The sequence below is a fragment of the Enterococcus sp. 4G2_DIV0659 genome (assembly GCF_002140715.2).
Taxonomy (GTDB): domain Bacteria; phylum Bacillota; class Bacilli; order Lactobacillales; family Enterococcaceae; genus Enterococcus_L; species Enterococcus_L mansonii.
Genome location: NZ_NGLE02000001.1, coordinates 1,265,108 through 1,283,650, shown reverse-complemented (window position 1 = coordinate 1,283,650; position 18,543 = coordinate 1,265,108). Strand labels below are relative to the sequence as shown.

Sequence of the window (18,543 nt, the reverse complement as noted above, 5' to 3'; positions counted from 1 at the left end):
TAAATAGTTATCTCAGGAATGTTGGTTTAATCAAATTAAATGTTAACCCAAATAAAAACTGAAATAGTAACTGCAACAGCAACTGTAATCATGGAAATCCCTCCTTTCAAAAATAGAATATTTCAAACAATTTATATGTAATAATGTGCTATACTTATACAAAAGGGAGTGAAATTAGAATGAATGTAGAAGAAGCACTTTATTTTTTTAGAAAAAATAAAAATTTAAAGCAAAAAGATATCCTTACACATACTGATACTTCCGTCTATTCTAAAATTGAGACAGGAAAAAAGATATTAAGATTTTCTGAGTTAATAGATATTTTAGAACGCTTCTCTATTCCGTTAGAAGAATTTTCAGAATATTTAGAAGACAGTATGGAACAAAAAAAGTATCGTAAACTATTTAAACAATGTGGTAATAATCCAGCTGATAACGCAAGTAAACATGAGTTACTGGAGTACTATAACAAATTAGCATTTTCTAAAGAAATGCATCTTAGGGAAATGGCTAATTTTATTGGTATAAAAACATTATTCTCCAATTTTTGGAAAGAAATTTCTCCTGTAAGCCAAGAAGAGTTAGATCAAATTTATGAACTGCTAATGGAAAAAGAGTATTTTTTTCAGTATGATTACGCTGTATTATCCAATACAATTTTTCTGTTTGATGATAAACAAATCAAGAGCCTAGCTAAAAAAGCCTTACCTGTTAAAGATATAGAAGTCAGGAATGTAGAGACAACAGAATTTATTAAAAACATGATCAATAATTTAATCACAACTCTGCTACGTAAAAAAGAATATGAAGAAAGCCGTTATTACTTAAAATTAGCAACTAAAAAAGAAGGCAATTTTACGTTTGATTATAAAATGGTCATTCGGTACTTAGATAATTTAACAAGCTATTTAATTACTGGTGACGATAAGTATAAAGAAAATATTTTTGACTACATCCATTTATTAAATAAACTTGGAGAGCAACAGTTTGCAAAAAGTATTGAACGAGAAGTTACCTCTATCCTTTCAGAAAGCAAAAATATTCCTATTTTTATTCAAGCTGACCTGTAGATTACTTGCTATTATAGCAAATACCATTACTTTAGCTAACATTTCGTTTAAAAATTAGCTATACTTGTAAATAAGATTACAAGTATAATGTCCCCTAGCATATGCGCTTTTTGGTGATTTATGCTAGAAGACTTTTTAAAGGATTTGCGCACCTTTTTGTAGTTTTCATTATACTATTAGCATACCACATTATTCACATTTTTTTCACTCAAATTGTAAATAATGTGAGTTTATATTTGTAATCTGTCTTATTTCTGGTGATTCGGTCAATAAGACATCCAGAGAGGTACTTGTTTGAGTGCCTTTTTTTTATGAATGTTGCTTATATTCAAATCAACATTTTTTAATATCCCAAAGATTCTTTCACAGCTTCATTCGTCCTATATTGATAGTTTTCCTCATGCTCTGACATAATACAGAAAAAATCCACGTTATTTACAAATAGAATCTACGGTGTTTTGTTAGAATTGCTATATCAAGATGATAGGAGGAATTCAGCTATGAAAAAAAGAAGACTTACCTTAATAGCATTGTTATTATTAGTGGTAGTTACATTAGCTGCTTGTGGAAGTAAGGAAAATAAGAAAGATGAGGAAAGTCCCAAAATGGGAGAAAAATTAGACAAAAAAGAATCAGATGTAGTAAGTGAACGTACAGAAGTAATTGATGGACAAGAAATGACGATTAAAACGTTTAAAGATGGAACTGAGGTAACCTTGCCGAAAGGGATCAATCTTGATGATGTCGAGATTCAAAGGATGGACTAAACTCAACCAAAAAGGGAAAGGCCTTATGTTTAACAACCATCCCTTAATCAAGTGGCTATTAGTATTAAATCTTAAACAATTTTTCGTAAAGATAAAAATAAATTTAACTTATCTTATCTATGAGAGCATGAATTTTTATGATCCAATACGCTGAAGACTTTCGATAAATGATTCGTGTATTCAACTAAAAAATACCTATATATAGATCAATCGTCGTAATCGATGGTTGATCTATTTTTATGCTTTGGAATGGAAACTAGCGTCTGACAGTAGCAAAAATTTGTTATTCATCAAGAAGAGCCGTTTTTCATTGACCGCCATGACTATAGGATAAAGAAAAAAGTACCTGATTCCAGATTGGAAAATTGTGAGTTATTGATGAGTGTAACAATTAAACCATGGTGGTAACAAAATGCTACTGATTGGTACTTTTCTAAAAATAAAATATAAAAATGAAGAAAACAAATCAACCAAGAAAACATGTGAATGTTGAATTTAACGCTAAATTGGAAACATATGTCGTTTATTTCAAATAGGACTAAAAGGTCATTTGATTATTGATAGTAATGAACGAATAGTTGCCAGTTTTTGTTTGTTGGATTATTATCCTTCTTTTTTAGTAATATATGGAATTTGTAAATCGAACGTTATGTTATATTTGTATTGTAATAGTTATTATTTTATTACATAAAGGGGATATTTATTGAATGAAACTATTAAAAACAGGAGGAAGAAAATGAAAAATTTAATGTTGGGAACCGCAGTATTTTTTGGAATATTCTTTTTAACCCCAGAAATAGGTAAAGCGGAAAGTGTGTATGACTTTGTGGAGTACGATGTGAAGACCAAGACAGAAAGGATTATTCCTTTTGATGAGAGTCTGTATGAAGGAATGCCTGAATTTTTAGAAGCAAAGCGACCGCAAGGTATGCCTGAAACGAGAGGGATAATAGGAGAAGATGGTAGAGAGTTAGTTCAAGACACAACAAAATTTCCTTTTTCAGCGGTTGCGCAATTAGAACATCCTAACAGCATTGGTAGTGGTGCTTTGATTCAAAAAAACATATTTTTGACATGTGCACATGCGGTTTATAATAATGGTTTTTTTTCGGATGGACTTATTGTACCAGGGCGTATCGGTTATTGGAATAAACCATTTGGAGAAGCCAAAATGGAGAAAATTTATATTTTAAAAGAATATATGACTGATAAACAAGTTGGAAACGATTTTGCTTTAGTAAAATTAGATAGGCCGATTGGTGAAAAAACAGGTTGGCTTGGTTTAAATTACGCTAATAAAGCAGGAGAAACATTCACAATAAGTGGATATCCAGGGGATAAAAATTTTTATATGTACACAGAATCCCAACCAATTCATGAGACGCTCAGATATGAATATGGTAGACATATATTTGAACGAGTAGGTTGGGGAAAAGAGGCATTGTTTTACCTTCTTGATTCTGTTGGGGGGCAAAGCGGTTCGCCGGTCTATGATTCTAATGCACAAATTAGTGCAGTGCATAATTCTGGAATATCTTTATCACGACCTATATATAATGGTGGATCAAGAGTTTCCAAGGAAAAATTTGCAATGGTCAATAATATCATGAACCAAATTCAAAAAGAGTATGTTCCTATTGAAAAAATAGAAATCCAGCAACAGGATATCATACTGGAACAGGGGGATTCGATTGATTTAAAAGTTACTGTAACACCAGAAAATGCTACGTATAAAGAGATTGAGTGGAGTGAAGAAAAAGAGTCAGCGTGGTGGCTTCCCGAACATTATGTTGATCCATATGGAAAACTGACGGGACATAGGACTGGGTTAGGAACGGTAAATTTAAAGGTTATAGCGAAATCTGTAGACGGTGGGAAAATTGCAACAAGTCAAGTGAAAGTTGTGCAAAAAAAGGTAACAGGAATATCGCTCACACCTGAAAAAGTGACGTTAGATATTGGTGATACTCAAAAATTAAATTATACCATTCAACCATCAAATGCCTCGAATCTAGCAGTTAGCTGGTCAAGTACAAATAATCAAGTAGTCTCAATAACAAATGATGGAGTCATGACTGGAAAAGCCGCTGGAACAGCAAAAATTATCGTTACAACTAGTGATGGCAATAAAACAGCTTCAAGTGAAATTACGGTAAACGAACCGAGAGTACCAGTAACAGGAATAAGTGTTACTCCAGAAAATAAAGAACTATTTGTAGGAGAGAAGGAAACGCTAAAAGCCACTGTAACACCAGAAAATGCCACTAATAAAAAAGTGAAATGGAGTAGTTCTAACGAAAAAATAGCGACAGTGACAGATAAAGGTGATGTAACTGCGATAGCTCAAGGAACAGCAACAATTACAGCTATAACTGAAGATGGCCAAAAAAGTGCAATAAGTAAAATTAAAATTGTTGACAATATAGGGATTGAGTGGACCTGGGATGAAGCGAGTCAAACAATCACTTTTGGCGCAGGAAAATTTCCAGACCAACCATATTGGAGATATAATATCCAGACACATATTGAATCTCAAAGTCGATTAAAAGGGAAGAAAATCAAGAAAATTATTTTCTCTCAACCAGTAAAACTAGCTTCAAGTGCTCGAGAATTATTTTGTAATTTGTCAGAGCTAGAAAGTATAGAAGGCGGGAATTTATTAAACACTTCCACAGTGAAGGATATGAGAGGCGTGTTTTATAATGCCCCCAAGCTGAGAAGCGTGGATGTATCAAATTGGGACACGAGTCAAGTAACTACTATGTCCAATATGTTTGATGGAACATTAACTTTAGAAAAATTAAATGTATCGAATTGGGATACAAGTCAAGTGACAGATATGCATCATATGTTTAATAATGCAAATAAACTAGAGAGTTTGGATGTATCAAACTGGACGACAGATAAAGTAACGAATATGTCAAATCAATTTAATGGTGCGGCCATAAAAGCATTGGATTTAACGAACTGGAATACCTTATCTGTAAAGCAAACACATAGTATGTTTCCTAGCTATTTAGAACAGTTAAAATTAGGAGAAAATATTCGTTTTACTGGAGATCCAGGATTGAAAGAGATGCGTAAAGTCCCATACTCAGGCTATTGGACAGACCCAGAGGGAAAACCTCAAACGATGAAGGCATTTAACGAATTTCTTCAGAAATATGATGGAACAAAGAGTGGAGAGTATGTACGTGAAAAAAATGGAACGAATTTTGGGACGGTGCCATGGACCTGGGATGAAGTGAGTCAAACAATCACTTTTGGCACAGGAGAATTTCCAGACCAACTATATTGGGGATATAATATCCAGACACATATTGAATCTCAAAGTCGATTAAAAGGGAAGAAGATCAAGAAAATAATTTTCTCCCAACCAGTAAAACTAGCTTCAAGTGCTCGAGAATTATTTTCTAAATTGTTAGAGCTAGAAAGTATAGAGGGTGGGAATTTATTAAACACTTCCACAGTGAAGGATATGAGAGGCGTGTTTTATAATGCCCCCAAGTTGAGAAGCGTGGATGTATCAAATTGGGACACGAGTCAAGTAACTACTATGTCCAATATGTTTGATGGAACATTAGCTTTAGAAAAATTAAATGTATCGAATTGGGATACAAGTCAAGTGACAGATATGCATCATATGTTTAATAATGCAAATAAACTAGAGAGTTTGGATGTATCAAACTGGACGACAGATAAAGTAACGAATATGTCAAATCAATTTAATGGTGCGGCCATAAAAGCATTGGATTTAACGAACTGGAATACCTTATCTGTAAAGCAAACGCACAGTATGTTTCCTAGCTATTTAGAACAGTTAAAATTAGGAGGAAATATTCGTTTTACTGGAGATCCAGGATTGAAAGAGATGCGTAAAGTCCCATACTCAGGCTATTGGACAGACCCAGAGGGAAAACCTCAAACGATGAAGGCATTTAACGAATTTCTTCAGAAATATGATGGAACAAAGAGTGGAGAGTATGTACGTGAAAAAAATGGAACGAATTTTGGGACGGTGCCATGGACCTGGGATGAAGTGAGTCAAACAATCACTTTTGGCACAGGAGAATTTCCAGACCAACTATATTGGGGATATAATATCCAGACACATATTGAATCTCAAAATCGATTAAAAGGGAAGAAAATCAAGAAAATTATTTTCTCTCAACCAGTAAAACTAGCTTCAAGTGCTCGAGAATTATTTTGTAATTTGTCAGAGCTAGAAAGTATAGAAGGCGGGAATTTATTAAACACTTCCACAGTGAAGGATATGAGAGGCGTGTTTTATAATGCCCCCAAGCTGAGAAGCGTGGATGTATCAAATTGGGACACGAGTCAAGTAACTACTATGTCCAATATGTTTGATGGAACATTAGCTTTAGAAAAATTAAATGTATCAAATTGGGATACAAGTCAAGTGACAGATATGCATCATATGTTTAATAATGCAAATAAACTAGAGAGTTTGGATGTATCAAACTGGACGACAGATAAAGTAACGAATATGTCAAATCAATTTAATGGTGCGGCCATAAAAGCATTGGATTTAACGAACTGGAATACCTTATCTGTAAAGCAAACGCACAGTATGTTTCCTAGCTATTTAGAACAGTTAAAATTAGGAGAAAATATTCGTTTTACTGGAGATCCAGGATTGAAAGAGATGCGTAAAGTCCCATACTCAGGCTATTGGACAGACCCAGAGGGAAAACCTCAAACGATGAAGGCATTTAACGAATTTCTTCAGAAATATGATGGAACAAAGAGTGGAGAGTATGTACGTGAAAAAAATGGAACGAATTTTGGGACGGTGCCATGGACCTGGGATGAAGTGAGTCAAACAATCACTTTTGGCACAGGAGAATTTCCAGACCAACTATATTGGGGATATAATATCCAGACACATATTGAATCTCAAAGTCGATTAAAAGGGAAGAAGATCAAGAAAATAATTTTCTCCCAACCAGTAAAACTAGCTTCAAGTGCTCGAGAATTATTTTCTAAATTGTTAGAGCTAGAAAGTATAGAGGGTGGGAATTTATTAAACACTTCCACAGTGAAGGATATGAGAGGCGTGTTTTATAATGCCCCCAAGTTGAGAAGCGTGGATGTATCAAATTGGGACACGAGTCAAGTAACTACTATGTCCAATATGTTTGATGGAACATTAACTTTAGAAAAATTAAATGTATCGAATTGGGATACAAGTCAAGTGACAGATATGCATCATATGTTTAATAATGCAAATAAACTAGAGAGTTTGGATGTATCAAACTGGAATACCTTATCGGTGAAATACACGCATAGTATGTTTCCTAACTATTTAGAACAGTTAAAATTAGGAAAAAATATTCGTTTTAATGGAGATACAGGATTGAAAGAAGTACGTACATTCCCATACTCAGGCCGTTGGGTTGGTCCAGATGGGAAAACAAATCCAACAATAATCTACCAAACAAGCAAAGAATTCACTCAGAATTACGATGGATCGAAACCGGGAACTTATGTAAGAGAAAGAACCAAATGAATATTTCTAATTAGATTATGGAAAGAAAATAAAAAAAATTACTTTTGCAGAGCCGGTGAGAGCAAATGTCAATTCCCGTTCAGTTTTTGAAGGATTAACCGAATTAACCACTATTGAAGGAATCGAAAAGCTAGACGTTTCAAGTGTGATAAACATGCGAGGGATGTTCTATAATCTACCGAAGCTTAAAACCCTAGATTTGTCGAAATGGGATACGTCAAATGTTACTAGCATGTACGATATGTTTACAGGAGCAGTGGCATTAACAGAGTTAAAATTGGCTAATTGGAATGTTCAAAAAGTGACGACAACAGAAAGAATGTTTGAACACGTGAAGTCGCTAGAAAAACTGGATTTATCTCAGTGGAATACACGTAATGTGACAGGAATGTTTAAGATGTTTAATGGTATGACCTCATTAGAAGTGTTAGTACTTGGTAAAGATAGCTTATTTCAAAAAGGTGATGTGTGTCTGGGGGAAAGAAAAGACAGTCTGTATACAGGATCTTGGGTAGGTCCAAATAGTGAATTCTACAGGTCTTCTACAGAGTTTATGAGGAATTATAATGGAGCGAATGTTGGGCTATTCGCAAGAGAACAAACAGCAGAGTTACCCTAAAAAATTTAAAATACACTCTTTTAGATATTATCTGTTATATAAGCGACAATTAAAGAAAAGAGCCGAGAAAAAATTGGATAGTTAATGCTATATTTGGAATTTCTGAAAAGATAGTATAGAAAAACGTGAAGTAACCCTTATTTAATAATAGGAGCTACTTCACGTTTCTGTTTCTATTTGTTTAATTATCTAATGCAAAGTAGGCAATATGATTTTTCCTATCTAAAAAAACATAACAGTCACCACTTTAAACCAGTTTAGAATACATTAAACGGTGTAAATGTAGCAAGGTTGTAAACTTCGCCTGTTTGATTAGATTTTGCAGTAACCCGATATTCTTGCGGTAAGAATGTTGTTCCGTTCGGTGAATTTACAAAAAAGTGATCTTGAATAGCCCAAGCTCGACCAGAAGTTTTACCAGATTCATCTGTTACAGAAAAAGTGTAACCTGTTTCAAATTTTCGATTAAGTGTAAATTGTAACCCTTGTGTTTCTGTCGATATAAAGCCATTTTCTAAAATGGAATCTCCAGAGACTCTTTCTTTATTGAAGAAGGTATTAAATGAACTTTCTCTGGTAATGTTAGTCACTTCTTTAGCTAATCCCTTATTAATAATATTACCTAAAAAGTTATAACGTAAGAATTCAGTTTTTAATTGTTGATTGGTTACTTTAGGTGTTAACTTAAATCCACTACCGTCTAAAGAAAAACAACGAAAACCTAAAGAATCAAAGAAATTTTCTCTATCTGAAGCAGTAGGATATTTTTTAACTAATTCATCAAGGTTAAAATCAAAACCAACATATTTTCCGTTTTCTACGGCAGCTTTGACTATTTTGTCATCAATACTTGTTGCGCTATTTGCTGTTCCCTGCGATAGATCCAGGTAGTAATCAGTTGTAGAAAGTGGTGCGTTTAGATTTGCTCTAAGCACATTGTAATGTTTAAAGTGTACTGAGCTGATTTCAATCGAGTCAATATGCTTTTGTTGAGTAATTGTTTGATTAGTTGCTTGTGCGTTTGCTGTATGCGTTGTTAAAACAGCTCCGGAAAGTAGTCCAGCGAATATAGAGGCTGTGAATAAAAGATGTTTTGTTTTCATGATATAAATCTCCCTTAAGTTTTTTAGAAAATATGGACAGGTGTAAATGTAGCTAGTTTAAACACTTCACCTGTTTTAGTAGATTTTGCAGTAATTGTATATTCTTTTGGCAAGAAATTTTTGCCTTCGGGTGGGAATACAAAGAAGTATTCTTCGAAAGGCCATGTTTTTCCAGCAATTTTACCTGATGCGTCGATTAAAGCATACGTATACCCATTTTTCATTTCTGGTTTAAAGTCAAATTGCATTGAAAGGGTCTGGGTAGTTAAGTAACCATTATCTAAAAGATGGTCTCCATAAACTGGTTTTGCATTGAAAAACTTATTGAAAGCATTTCCTTTGATAAGATTAGATACTGACTCATCATGGTCAAAACTACCTAAATAGTTATAGTTCAATAATTCATTTTTTAAATCTTGATTTGTTAGTTTCTCTGTTACTGGTGGTTTATTGGCAGTCAAAAAGACGCTGCGAATAAATAAAGAATCGAAAAGTTTTTCTCTATCTGCGACAGTAGGATATTCTTTGACTAAATCATCAAGGTTAAGATCAAACCCGATATAGTTGCCGTTTTGTTTCACTGGTTCGCCTTTAGACACTCCTTTTGCTGCAAGCACTAGATAATAATCCTTTGCAGAAACAGGGGTTTTTAGTTTCGCTCTAAGTACATTGTAGTGCTCGAAATAGACTGAGCTGATTTCTGTAGGATCAAATGCTCCTTTTTGAGTAATTTCTTGTGTAATAGACTGTGCATTAGCTGTTTGAGTTGTTAATGCAGCTCCTGAGAGTAGTCCTGCCAATACAGCAGCTGTGGATAAAAGGTGCTTTTTTTTCATAATGTGAATCTCCCTTACTTTATTATATATATGAACTCAACAAATTATTAGCCTAAAAAGCATCATAAAATAACAATAAATTTTTAAATTCGTAAGTTGTTGAAGTTTCACCTAATTGCAGAAAATCGCATAGTCTGAACTTTTTTAAACAGAAAAAATGGTTCAGCTATATTTTTAAGCATGTGAATTATAACATTCATTTCTGAATGGATTGTTATCAGTGTTTTGTTATTTTTCTAAAAATAATGATAATGATAAATTAAAAGTATAATTAAAATAGTAATGAAAAAATTATTTAACCTGTAAGAGCCCTTTGATATGGGAAGTTATGTTTTTTATAAAGTGTTTTTATATATCACTTTGTCAATGTGACAAAGAATACGAGTGGAAAATTTTTTTTGAATAGATAAATAAAATGTTGATTTACCAGTCGTTATTTTTTTGTTAAGTGTTATTTAAAAAAGGTGGAGAATAATATTTTTTTCTTAACTAAACTGTTTTATTGCCTATTATTTAAGTAGGAGAGAACAGGAAAAATATGGGTATAGATATAACAAGTCAGACAGCCTTGACTATTGACGAATGTTAAATAGAGTAATTAGTTTGTTTTTAAAATAACGGTGATAAGGATGGTTCGAGCTGATTTATAATGAGGCGTGAGGCATTGATTGGGGATCTATAAGAAATGATAAAACTAGTAGAAATTAAGGTGTTTATTTTATTAATTATATTTTTTTGCATAGGAAGAGGATGGGGATCAAAGGAGGTTGAGAAAAAAGTATGTCGCTTATTTCCTAAGAGATTTTTTTTTCACTGGTTATTTCGTTAGTTTCAGTCTAGTTATTGTATGTAAAAGGGCTATCTTGTATAATGAAACCAATACAAAAAGTTGCTTCTACTACTGTATAGTGGAAGTACTTTTTTTATCTTAGATTTAAAAGGGGGAGAAAAAATGTTTTTTAATTTTATTGGGTTAACGTTGTTTTTTAGTATTGGGATCATCGTTGCAAATGGGGTCAGTTTAGTTGCTACTAAAGGAATAAAAGCTAAAAGTACAATTGCGTTGCTACTTGTCGAATTATTATTGATGGGAAGCTTTTTATTTGTTGCGTTACCAAGTAAAACTCTTTCAACAATTTTGTGGATCAATTTACTTGGTGCGTTTATTGCTAGCAGTTTGTTAGTGTCACGTCGTTCTGTTAGCAAAGCATCTAAGAAATTGTTACAAAAAGGGCGTAAAAATGCTGAGATTGAAGAAATGAATGATTGGTCTGGACGTGTACTAGGCTTAAGTATTGCGGCAATGGTTTTACTATTTATCGTTAGCTCTATCACTCAGGTAACAGCCATTGATGATGTGTATCAGACAATTCCTTTGAAGACAGAGGAAAAAGCGGAAGTGTTAACATCGACAAAGGAAACACCGATTGCTATTGCACCGAAAACAGCGAAGCGTAAGATGCTGCAAAAATTTTCAGTGATTCCTAACTCAAATATGTTTACATTAGATGGCATTACTGCACAAGTAGTTAATGGTGAATATGTGTATGTTGCTACAGTGGAATTTAATGGATTTTTTAAATGGTCAAAATTAGGAGCGGTTCCAGGATATTTTATTATTAGTGCAACAGATATTAATGCACAACCAAAGTTTGTTGAAAAGCCGATTATTTATACACCATCCGCGTACTTTAATAAAGATGCGGCACGTAAAATTTATGCGGCATATCCTAGTTATGCTGCTACAGGAAAAATCAACTTAGAGATCGACGAAAAAGGAAATCCCTTTTATATTCAAACACTGTATAAAGAATATGGTGTTTCTGGACGTATGAATTACAATGAATTTAAAACAGCTGTTTTAAATGCGACAACAGGTGAAGTGAAGGTTTATGACAGTAAGGATGCACCTAGTTTTGTAGATGCACCAATTACCAGTTCTGCTGCCAATAGCATTAATGAATACTTCGGCCGCTATAGTCAAGGGTGGTGGAATCAAACGATGTTTGGTGCGAAAAAAGACGTTAAAGTGCCAACAGAAAATGGTATCTATGCTTCAGGTCAAATTACACCTATGATGAACAAAGAGGGTAGTCAATTGTTGTATTTTACCGATTTTACAAGTGGAGATGAAGATCAAGACTCAGCGTTGGGCTACTCACTAATTAATGCCAGAACAGGTCAAATCACGTATTATCGTGATACTAAAGTAGGAATTATGGATAGTGATGGGGCTATTTCGATTGCGGCAAAAATTTATCCTGAGAAAAAATGGAAAGCAAGTATGCCAGTTCTTTATAATATTGATGGGGTTCCAACTTGGATTGTCTCATTGATGGACAGTAAAGGAATTTTCAAAAAATATGTGTATGTTAATGCAGTAGATAATGATATTGTAGTGGATGCAGATGCTGCGCAAAATGCATTGGATGCTTACCGGATTGAATTGGCAACAAAAGGAAGTAATAATACCAGTACAGATGCTGCCGATTTACAGAAAATCAAAGGAACGGTCTCTCGTGTAACGATTGTTGCTAGCGAATCTCAAACGGTTGTTTCTTTCTTATTAGAAAAGGAGAAAACAATCTACAGTGTGACAACGAATAACAGTCCAATGGCTCTGTTCCTAAAAGAAGGAGATACTGTTGAATTTCAAGCAGTCGTTACAGCAGATGCAAAAGCTGCTAGTATTGAAAACCTTGTGATTGAAGGGTTAGAGTAGCAATATAAGACAGATAAAATATTCAATAGAGACTACTTGCTTTAAAAACACTACGTTGCTATGATAACGTGGTTTGTAAATAGAGAGCTGGGCAACCACTCATGGCGGGAACTGTCATGGTGGGTTTCCCAGCCTTTTTATAGGTTGGGAAAATAAAATCTATTCATAGAGAATTTCTTAATTAGATTTATAAAGGAAAGAATTTCTCAACAATATATGATACGATGCATTTCAAATGAATAATACAAGAACTAGTTTTAAACAATAAAACAATTGCATAATAAATATTTTTTGACAACAGTTCATAGCAGTGTAGCAGAATAAATTAGTTTAAATAACAAAAAAAGTATTGACACAAAGTTTTTATTTTAGTACATTTTATAGATAATCGATTTTCTGAATATGCTGTTGGAAGCCATTTAGATAATGGAGTGATGATGGAATATTAAGGAGAAAAGGTTAAAAATAAATTTATTTTTTAAGGAGTTGGGAGTATGTTGTTTGGTAAAAAAAATCCTGTTAATATTTTGTCTGGAGGGTCTTGGATTTTTCCTAAAGCAAAGGACAATGTAGTGGTTTCTGTAAAACGTGGAAGTAATAATATGATTGGATTTTCTTATAAATCTTTGGATAAGTTCTTTTATCTTCGTGAAATTATCATGGAGAATGTTTCGCCAGATAGCGGTAAGGCACAACTTGCTGGTGCTGCATTTGGTGCTGCTAAATCGCTTTTAACTGGTGGAGGTCTTGGGGATGCTAGGTCAAGCGCTATTAGAGGGAAAAAATTAGGTAAAGAAATTGTTGGAACGTCAACAGCTAAACTTATATTATTTGATCCAGAAGAAAATAATGAATTCCAAATAACAATTGATTGTTCGGCTGAAACTCACTCAATGTTATCTAATTATATTGTTTCTGAGTAGCAATAAGTATTTATAAGATGAAATTAAAAACAAACGATGCTAGCTTTGAGGCTAATTAAAAACAATACTATATGTTTTAATATTGTACAAATTAGTTTGAAATTGAAGCGATTAAAACGAAATGTAACATACGATTAAAGCTATTGTTTATTCAGCTTCAGAAACAGGTATATTTTTTGATGAACCAGTCAGAAAACGTATTAATGGTTAAGATTAAATAAAGTGATCCTTAGTTTAAAAAATTGATGTGAGAAGCGCACTGTAGTATGGTATGGATTAGATACTTTGTTACAGTGCGTTATGATTTTAACTATCCAAAGGAGGATCATATGAAAATCACACAATTATCTATTGATACGTTAAAAAGAGCACAAGAACGTTTCGAAGAAACACTTGGTCAAATGACAGTAGATGAAGCGAATACTATGCCAGAGCCCTTGATCAAATCGGTTACTTGGCTTATCTGGCATACAGCAAGAGAGCTAGATTATCAAATGTCAGAACTCAATAAGACAAAACCGTTGTGGCTAAATTCTGGTTGGAGTGAACAATTTACTTTGGAATTACCCGATGATACAGAAGATTGGCATCATACTCCGGAGGAAGCAGCAAAAGTGGTAGTAAGAGATAAAGAATTGCTACGTGATTATTTAACTGCAAGTGTCAACTTCACCATTGCTTATTTGGAGACACTAGGTGAACATAGTCTTGATGATGTTATTGATACGAGTTGGACACCAGTTGTGACTAGGCAAGATCGGATAGTTTCAGTGATTGATGATGCAGTGATGCATTCAGGACAAGCTGTTTATTCAAGAAGATTAGTGATTGGAAAATAGGGGCTTATTCATAAAGAATAGAAAGAGAAAATCTATCTAAGCATTGTAGCTTAAAATAGATTTTCTCTTTCTATTTCAATAAGCGTATTAACTCCTCAATCCGCGCCCTCTATCAATCAAATACCAGCATACAGCATACAGTACAGAAATGAAAAGAACCAGAATGAGCATAGAAAACATAATTGGGACATCGATGGTGCCAAGGAAACCATATCTAAAACCAGAAATCATATAGACAATCGGGTTGATTTTTGAAATAGTTTGCCAAATCGGTGGCAGCATGGATATTGCGTAAAATACGCCCCCAAGATAGGTTAAAGGTTGTAACACAAAGGTTGGAACAATCGATACATCATCAAATGATTGAGCAAAGATGCCGTTTAATAGACCTGCTAATGAGAATAAAATAGCGGTCATTAGAAGTGTGATAATGACAATAGACCAAGAATAAACATGAAGGGGCACAAAAAATAGCGAAATCATAGTGACTAACGTTCCTACTAAAACACTTCTACCAAGTCCGCCGATGACAAATCCCCAAATAATAATGTGTGTTGGTACGGGTGCAACTAGTAACTCTTCAATATTTTTCTGGAATTTTTGTGAGAAAAATGAAGATGAGACATTAGCATAGGAACTAGTGATTACAGACATCATAATTAGACCAGGGACGATAAACTCCATATAGGAGAAACCTTCCATCTGACCGATACGCCCGCCGATCAGATTGCCAAAAATAATAAAGTATAGTGATGTAGTAATTACAGGTGGAACTAAAGTTTGTACCCAAATGCGTAAATAACGATTCGTTTCTTTTACCGCAAGACTTCTTAAAGCCGTAAAATATAATTTAAACATGTGTTTCCTCCAATTAACGTTTTTCTTCTGTGATTTTTAGGAATAGTTCTTCCAAACGATTGGATTTATTACGTAATGAAAGTACTTTTATTCCTTGTTGTGTTAGTTGTTTAAATAATTCGTTGATCCCTTGATTGCGTTCAACTTCTACAACCAGTGTTCGCTCGTCTTCAAACGTATGTTTATATCCTGTAATTTCAGGCGTTTGATCGAATTCATCTAAGTCGAAGATAAATGTTTCAAATTGTAGTTTTGATAGGAGAGTCTTCATACTGGTGTTTTCAATAAGTTCACCAGACTGAATGATTCCGATATTGCGACACAGCATTTCAGCTTCCTCAAGGTAGTGAGTCGTCAGAATAATTGTCGTACCCTTTTCATTTAATTCTCTCAGGAAATCCCACATATCTCTTCTTAATTCAATATCTACACCTGCTGTCGGTTCGTCTAAAATGAGTAATTTCGGTTCATGCATCAATGCACGAGCAATCATTAGTCGGCGTTTCATACCGCCAGAAAGCATGCGTGCACGGACGTTCCGTTTTTCCCATAAATTGGATTGTTTTAGATATTTTTCGCTACGTTTCAAGGCTTCTTTTCGAGACACACCGTAATATCCAGCTTGATTAACAACGATTTGTTCTACAGTTTCAAAAGGATTGAAATTGAATTCTTGAGGGACTAGTCCAATTTGTTGTTTTGCAAGAACTAAGTCTTTATCAAGATCATAGCCGAAAACCTTTACCTTGCCTGAAGTTTTATTAACAAGGGAAGTGATAATTCCGATAGTAGTAGATTTTCCAGCACCATTTGGACCTAAGAGTGCATAAAAATCGCCTTCTTCTACAACTAAATCAATTCCTTTTAGTGCTTCTACGCCTGTTGCGTATACTTTTTTTAAGTCTTTTATTTCAAGTGCATAAGTCATTTAATTAAAATCTCCTTATTGTTATGATTCTTCTATCTGTGTTTCTTTTCTTTGGCAAAGACAATCTGTATCATTATCAGAAAGTAATTGTGCCATGGTATTCATAAAGTCTCTTGCGAATTCTTCTTTTAAAGTGTAATGATGCCATTGTTTTTGTTTGTTTACTGCAACGATCCCAGCAGCCTCTAGAACTTTCATATGGTGAGAAAGTGTTGGTTGTGTGAAATCAAAATGCTCTAATACGTCACATGCGCACATACTGTTATATGAAAGAAGATCGATTATTTTCATTCGTTTTGGATCAGCCATAGCTTTTAACACCAGAGACATTTTTTCATAATCCATATCTATCCCTCCGTTATATAGATGGTTGCCTATGTATAATATAGATCAGTATGAATATAATGTCAATGATGAGGGTATAAAAGAATTTTTAATACGACTCATCATAGCGTATACTAAAGTAGCGAGAAATTTCTAAACTAAGGAATACGAGGAGAAAAAGATGAGAAATATTAAATTAACAATCGAATATGATGGGACTAGGTATTTGGGCTGGCAAAGGCTTGGAAATTCAGACAAAACAATCCAAGGAAAAATCGAAAATATTCTGACTCAAATGACTGGAACCGTGATTGAAATCATTGGTTCAGGTAGAACGGATGCTGGAACACACGCAAGAGGACAAATTGCTAATTTTAAAACGAATAATACGCTAGGTTTGGCAGAGATGGTTGAGTTTCTTAATCGTTACCTTCCGCGTGATATTGTTGTGAAAAAAGCAGAAGAAGTATCTGAACGATTCCATGCGAGATACAATGCAACAGGTAAAAAATACAGTTACCATGTTTGGAATCAGGCAATTCCGTCTGCATTTGAACGTCATTATAGTTTTCAGTATCCTCAAGAACTTGATATTGAATTAATGAATAAGGCGTGTCAAAAACTGATTGGCACCCATGATTTTATTGGCTTTTCCTCCCTTAAAAAGACGAAAAAATCAACTACTCGTACGATTGAAGAGCTTTCGATTCAAAAAGAAGGAGATATGATTCATTTCACGTTTGTTGGAGATGGCTTCTTATATAAGATGGTGAGAATCATTATGGGGACACTTTTAGAAATTGGCTCTGGAACGATGCAATTGGAGGTAATTGATGAAGTGTTTGAGCGGAAAGTTAGAAGTGACGCAGGGATGACCGTACCTTCTCAAGGACTTTTTCTTGATGAGGTTTATTATTAAGGTGTAAACAGTAAGATCAGAAGCTTTATAAAAAATAAAACCGCTACCCTTGCAAAATGAGCTGGATAGTGGTTTTTTTGTTTTCTCTAGAGATATTTAAACCTTGCAAGCAATTCTGTTTTGTAAGTGTGTGTTCTAAATTATCTGAATTAAAAAAAGAGTGTCGTTTAGCTATGCTGATTATCGATTTCAACAAATAACTGATATAAAGCACCTAATAAATTTGAAGAATTTCTAAATGCACAAGCTTCAATAATAAGAGGAGCAAATGTTTCACCCAGCATAGGTTCTTCTTGTCTAATAGTGGAATACTGTATCCGGATCATTTCAATCAAGTCATCTTGCGCACTGATCCCACCACCAATCACAATTTTTTCTAAATCCAACAAGACTTGCATATCGATCAGAAGAATTGCGATCTCACGACAGTAATTTTCAAATAAGGCAGTTAAGGTAGTCGAGGCTTGGTCTGCTATGGCTGTAAACACAGTCTGATGGTCGTCTTTTGGAACGTCTAATATGGTTGTGGCTTCTTTCATGAATTTTACAGCTGAACCATAAAAACCCAATATTTGTGGTTGCTTTGGATTTGAAGGATGTCGAATTAGAAAACTGAGCTCGCCAGCTTGAAAATTAGGTCCTTGATGTAAATGATTATCTAAAATCAACCCACCACCGATGCCCGTTCCTAAAACAACAGCTGCGCCATTTTCAATTCCTTTCAAATTACCGATCCACCATTCAGCTAAAGCCGCAGCTTTTCCATCATTGATTATTGCAAAGGGTAAATCACTTATGCTGGTTATCCATTCTTTCATCGGAAAATTATAGAGAAATAATAAAGCGCCGCCTGTGTGGATATATCCCTTAGTGGAATCAATTCTTCCTGGGCAACTCATAGCAATTCCTTTGATTTTACCTTCTTGTCCTTTTAATTCAGATTGGATAGTGTCTTTGAAACGATCCAATGATTTAGGTGTTGGTTGCCGCCACGTTTGGATGAAGTTACCAGCCCGATCAATCAACCCAAATTTAATGTATGTGCCACCGATATCAATACTTAAATAATGCATCATCCAATCCTCCGATTGTATATATTTATTTT

General features: G+C 34.1%; 14 protein-coding genes. 8 read left to right on the top strand and 6 right to left on the bottom strand.

Going from position 1 to position 18,543, the window contains the following annotated elements:
- Positions 1 to 179 precede the first annotated feature (179 nt).
- The 4 genes from A5880_RS05950 (at position 180) to A5880_RS05935 (ending at position 7,986) form a co-directional block, all read left to right on the top strand.
- A complete protein-coding gene (locus A5880_RS05950; protein ID WP_086331121.1) occupies positions 180 to 1,070 on the top strand; it encodes a helix-turn-helix domain-containing protein in 891 nt (296 codons plus the stop codon).
- Between the two features lie 500 nt (positions 1,071 to 1,570).
- Positions 1,571 to 1,837 (top strand): hypothetical protein, encoded by a 267-nt coding sequence (locus A5880_RS05945; protein WP_086331122.1) that lies wholly within the window; start codon positions 1,571 to 1,573, stop codon positions 1,835 to 1,837.
- Positions 1,838 to 2,573: 736 nt separating this feature from the next.
- Positions 2,574 to 7,367, top strand: a complete 4,794-nt coding sequence (locus A5880_RS05940) for a BspA family leucine-rich repeat surface protein (RefSeq protein WP_336577006.1) — start codon at positions 2,574 to 2,576, stop codon at positions 7,365 to 7,367.
- A gap of 55 nt (positions 7,368 to 7,422) precedes the next feature.
- Entirely contained in the window at positions 7,423 to 7,986 is a 564-nt protein-coding gene (locus A5880_RS05935; protein ID WP_179190457.1) for a BspA family leucine-rich repeat surface protein, read from the top strand.
- A gap of 257 nt (positions 7,987 to 8,243) precedes the next feature.
- On the opposite strand, the gene A5880_RS05930 is transcribed toward A5880_RS05935, so the two are convergent.
- Both A5880_RS05930 and A5880_RS05925 read right to left on the bottom strand, forming a co-directional pair.
- Positions 8,244 to 9,089, bottom strand: a complete 846-nt coding sequence (locus tag A5880_RS05930) for a hypothetical protein (RefSeq protein ID WP_086331125.1) — start codon at positions 9,087 to 9,089, stop codon at positions 8,244 to 8,246.
- Between the two features lie 23 nt (positions 9,090 to 9,112).
- A complete protein-coding gene (locus A5880_RS05925; protein WP_086331126.1) occupies positions 9,113 to 9,925 on the bottom strand; it encodes a hypothetical protein in 813 nt (270 codons plus the stop codon).
- Positions 9,926 to 10,877: 952 nt separating this feature from the next.
- Between A5880_RS05925 and A5880_RS05920 the strand changes: the two genes are divergently transcribed.
- From A5880_RS05920 to A5880_RS05910, 3 genes are all read left to right on the top strand, one after another.
- Positions 10,878 to 12,647 (top strand): DNA-binding protein, encoded by a 1,770-nt coding sequence (locus tag A5880_RS05920; protein ID WP_336577005.1) that lies wholly within the window; start codon positions 10,878 to 10,880, stop codon positions 12,645 to 12,647.
- Between the two features lie 494 nt (positions 12,648 to 13,141).
- Complete coding sequence (locus A5880_RS05915) at positions 13,142 to 13,570, top strand: hypothetical protein (protein WP_086331127.1); 429 nt, start codon at positions 13,142 to 13,144, stop codon at positions 13,568 to 13,570.
- 329 nt (positions 13,571 to 13,899) lie between these two features.
- Positions 13,900 to 14,409: a DinB family protein gene (locus A5880_RS05910; protein ID WP_086331128.1), complete on the top strand. Its 510-nt coding sequence runs from the start codon at positions 13,900 to 13,902 to the stop codon at positions 14,407 to 14,409.
- Positions 14,410 to 14,496: 87 nt separating this feature from the next.
- On the opposite strand, the gene A5880_RS05905 is transcribed toward A5880_RS05910, so the two are convergent.
- Genes A5880_RS05905 through A5880_RS05895 form a run of 3 tightly spaced genes read right to left on the bottom strand, consistent with a single transcriptional unit; the run spans position 14,497 to position 16,540 of the window.
- Positions 14,497 to 15,267, bottom strand: a complete 771-nt coding sequence (locus A5880_RS05905; protein ID WP_086331129.1) for an ABC transporter permease — start codon at positions 15,265 to 15,267, stop codon at positions 14,497 to 14,499.
- 13 nt (positions 15,268 to 15,280) lie between these two features.
- On the bottom strand, positions 15,281 to 16,195 hold the full coding sequence (locus A5880_RS05900; RefSeq protein ID WP_086331130.1) for an ABC transporter ATP-binding protein: 915 nt from the start codon (positions 16,193 to 16,195) through the stop codon (positions 15,281 to 15,283).
- Between the two features lie 21 nt (positions 16,196 to 16,216).
- Entirely contained in the window at positions 16,217 to 16,540 is a 324-nt protein-coding gene (locus A5880_RS05895) for an ArsR/SmtB family transcription factor (protein ID WP_086331131.1), read from the bottom strand.
- Positions 16,541 to 16,700: 160 nt separating this feature from the next.
- Between A5880_RS05895 and truA the strand changes: the two genes are divergently transcribed.
- Positions 16,701 to 17,438 carry a tRNA pseudouridine(38-40) synthase TruA gene (gene truA, locus A5880_RS05890; RefSeq protein WP_086331132.1) on the top strand — a complete coding sequence of 246 codons (738 nt, stop codon included), beginning with the start codon at positions 16,701 to 16,703 and terminating at the stop codon, positions 17,436 to 17,438.
- Positions 17,439 to 17,605: 167 nt separating this feature from the next.
- On the opposite strand, the gene A5880_RS05885 is transcribed toward truA, so the two are convergent.
- Positions 17,606 to 18,514 (bottom strand): ROK family protein, encoded by a 909-nt coding sequence (locus A5880_RS05885; RefSeq protein ID WP_256924829.1) that lies wholly within the window; start codon positions 18,512 to 18,514, stop codon positions 17,606 to 17,608.
- Positions 18,515 to 18,543: the final 29 nt, after the last annotated feature.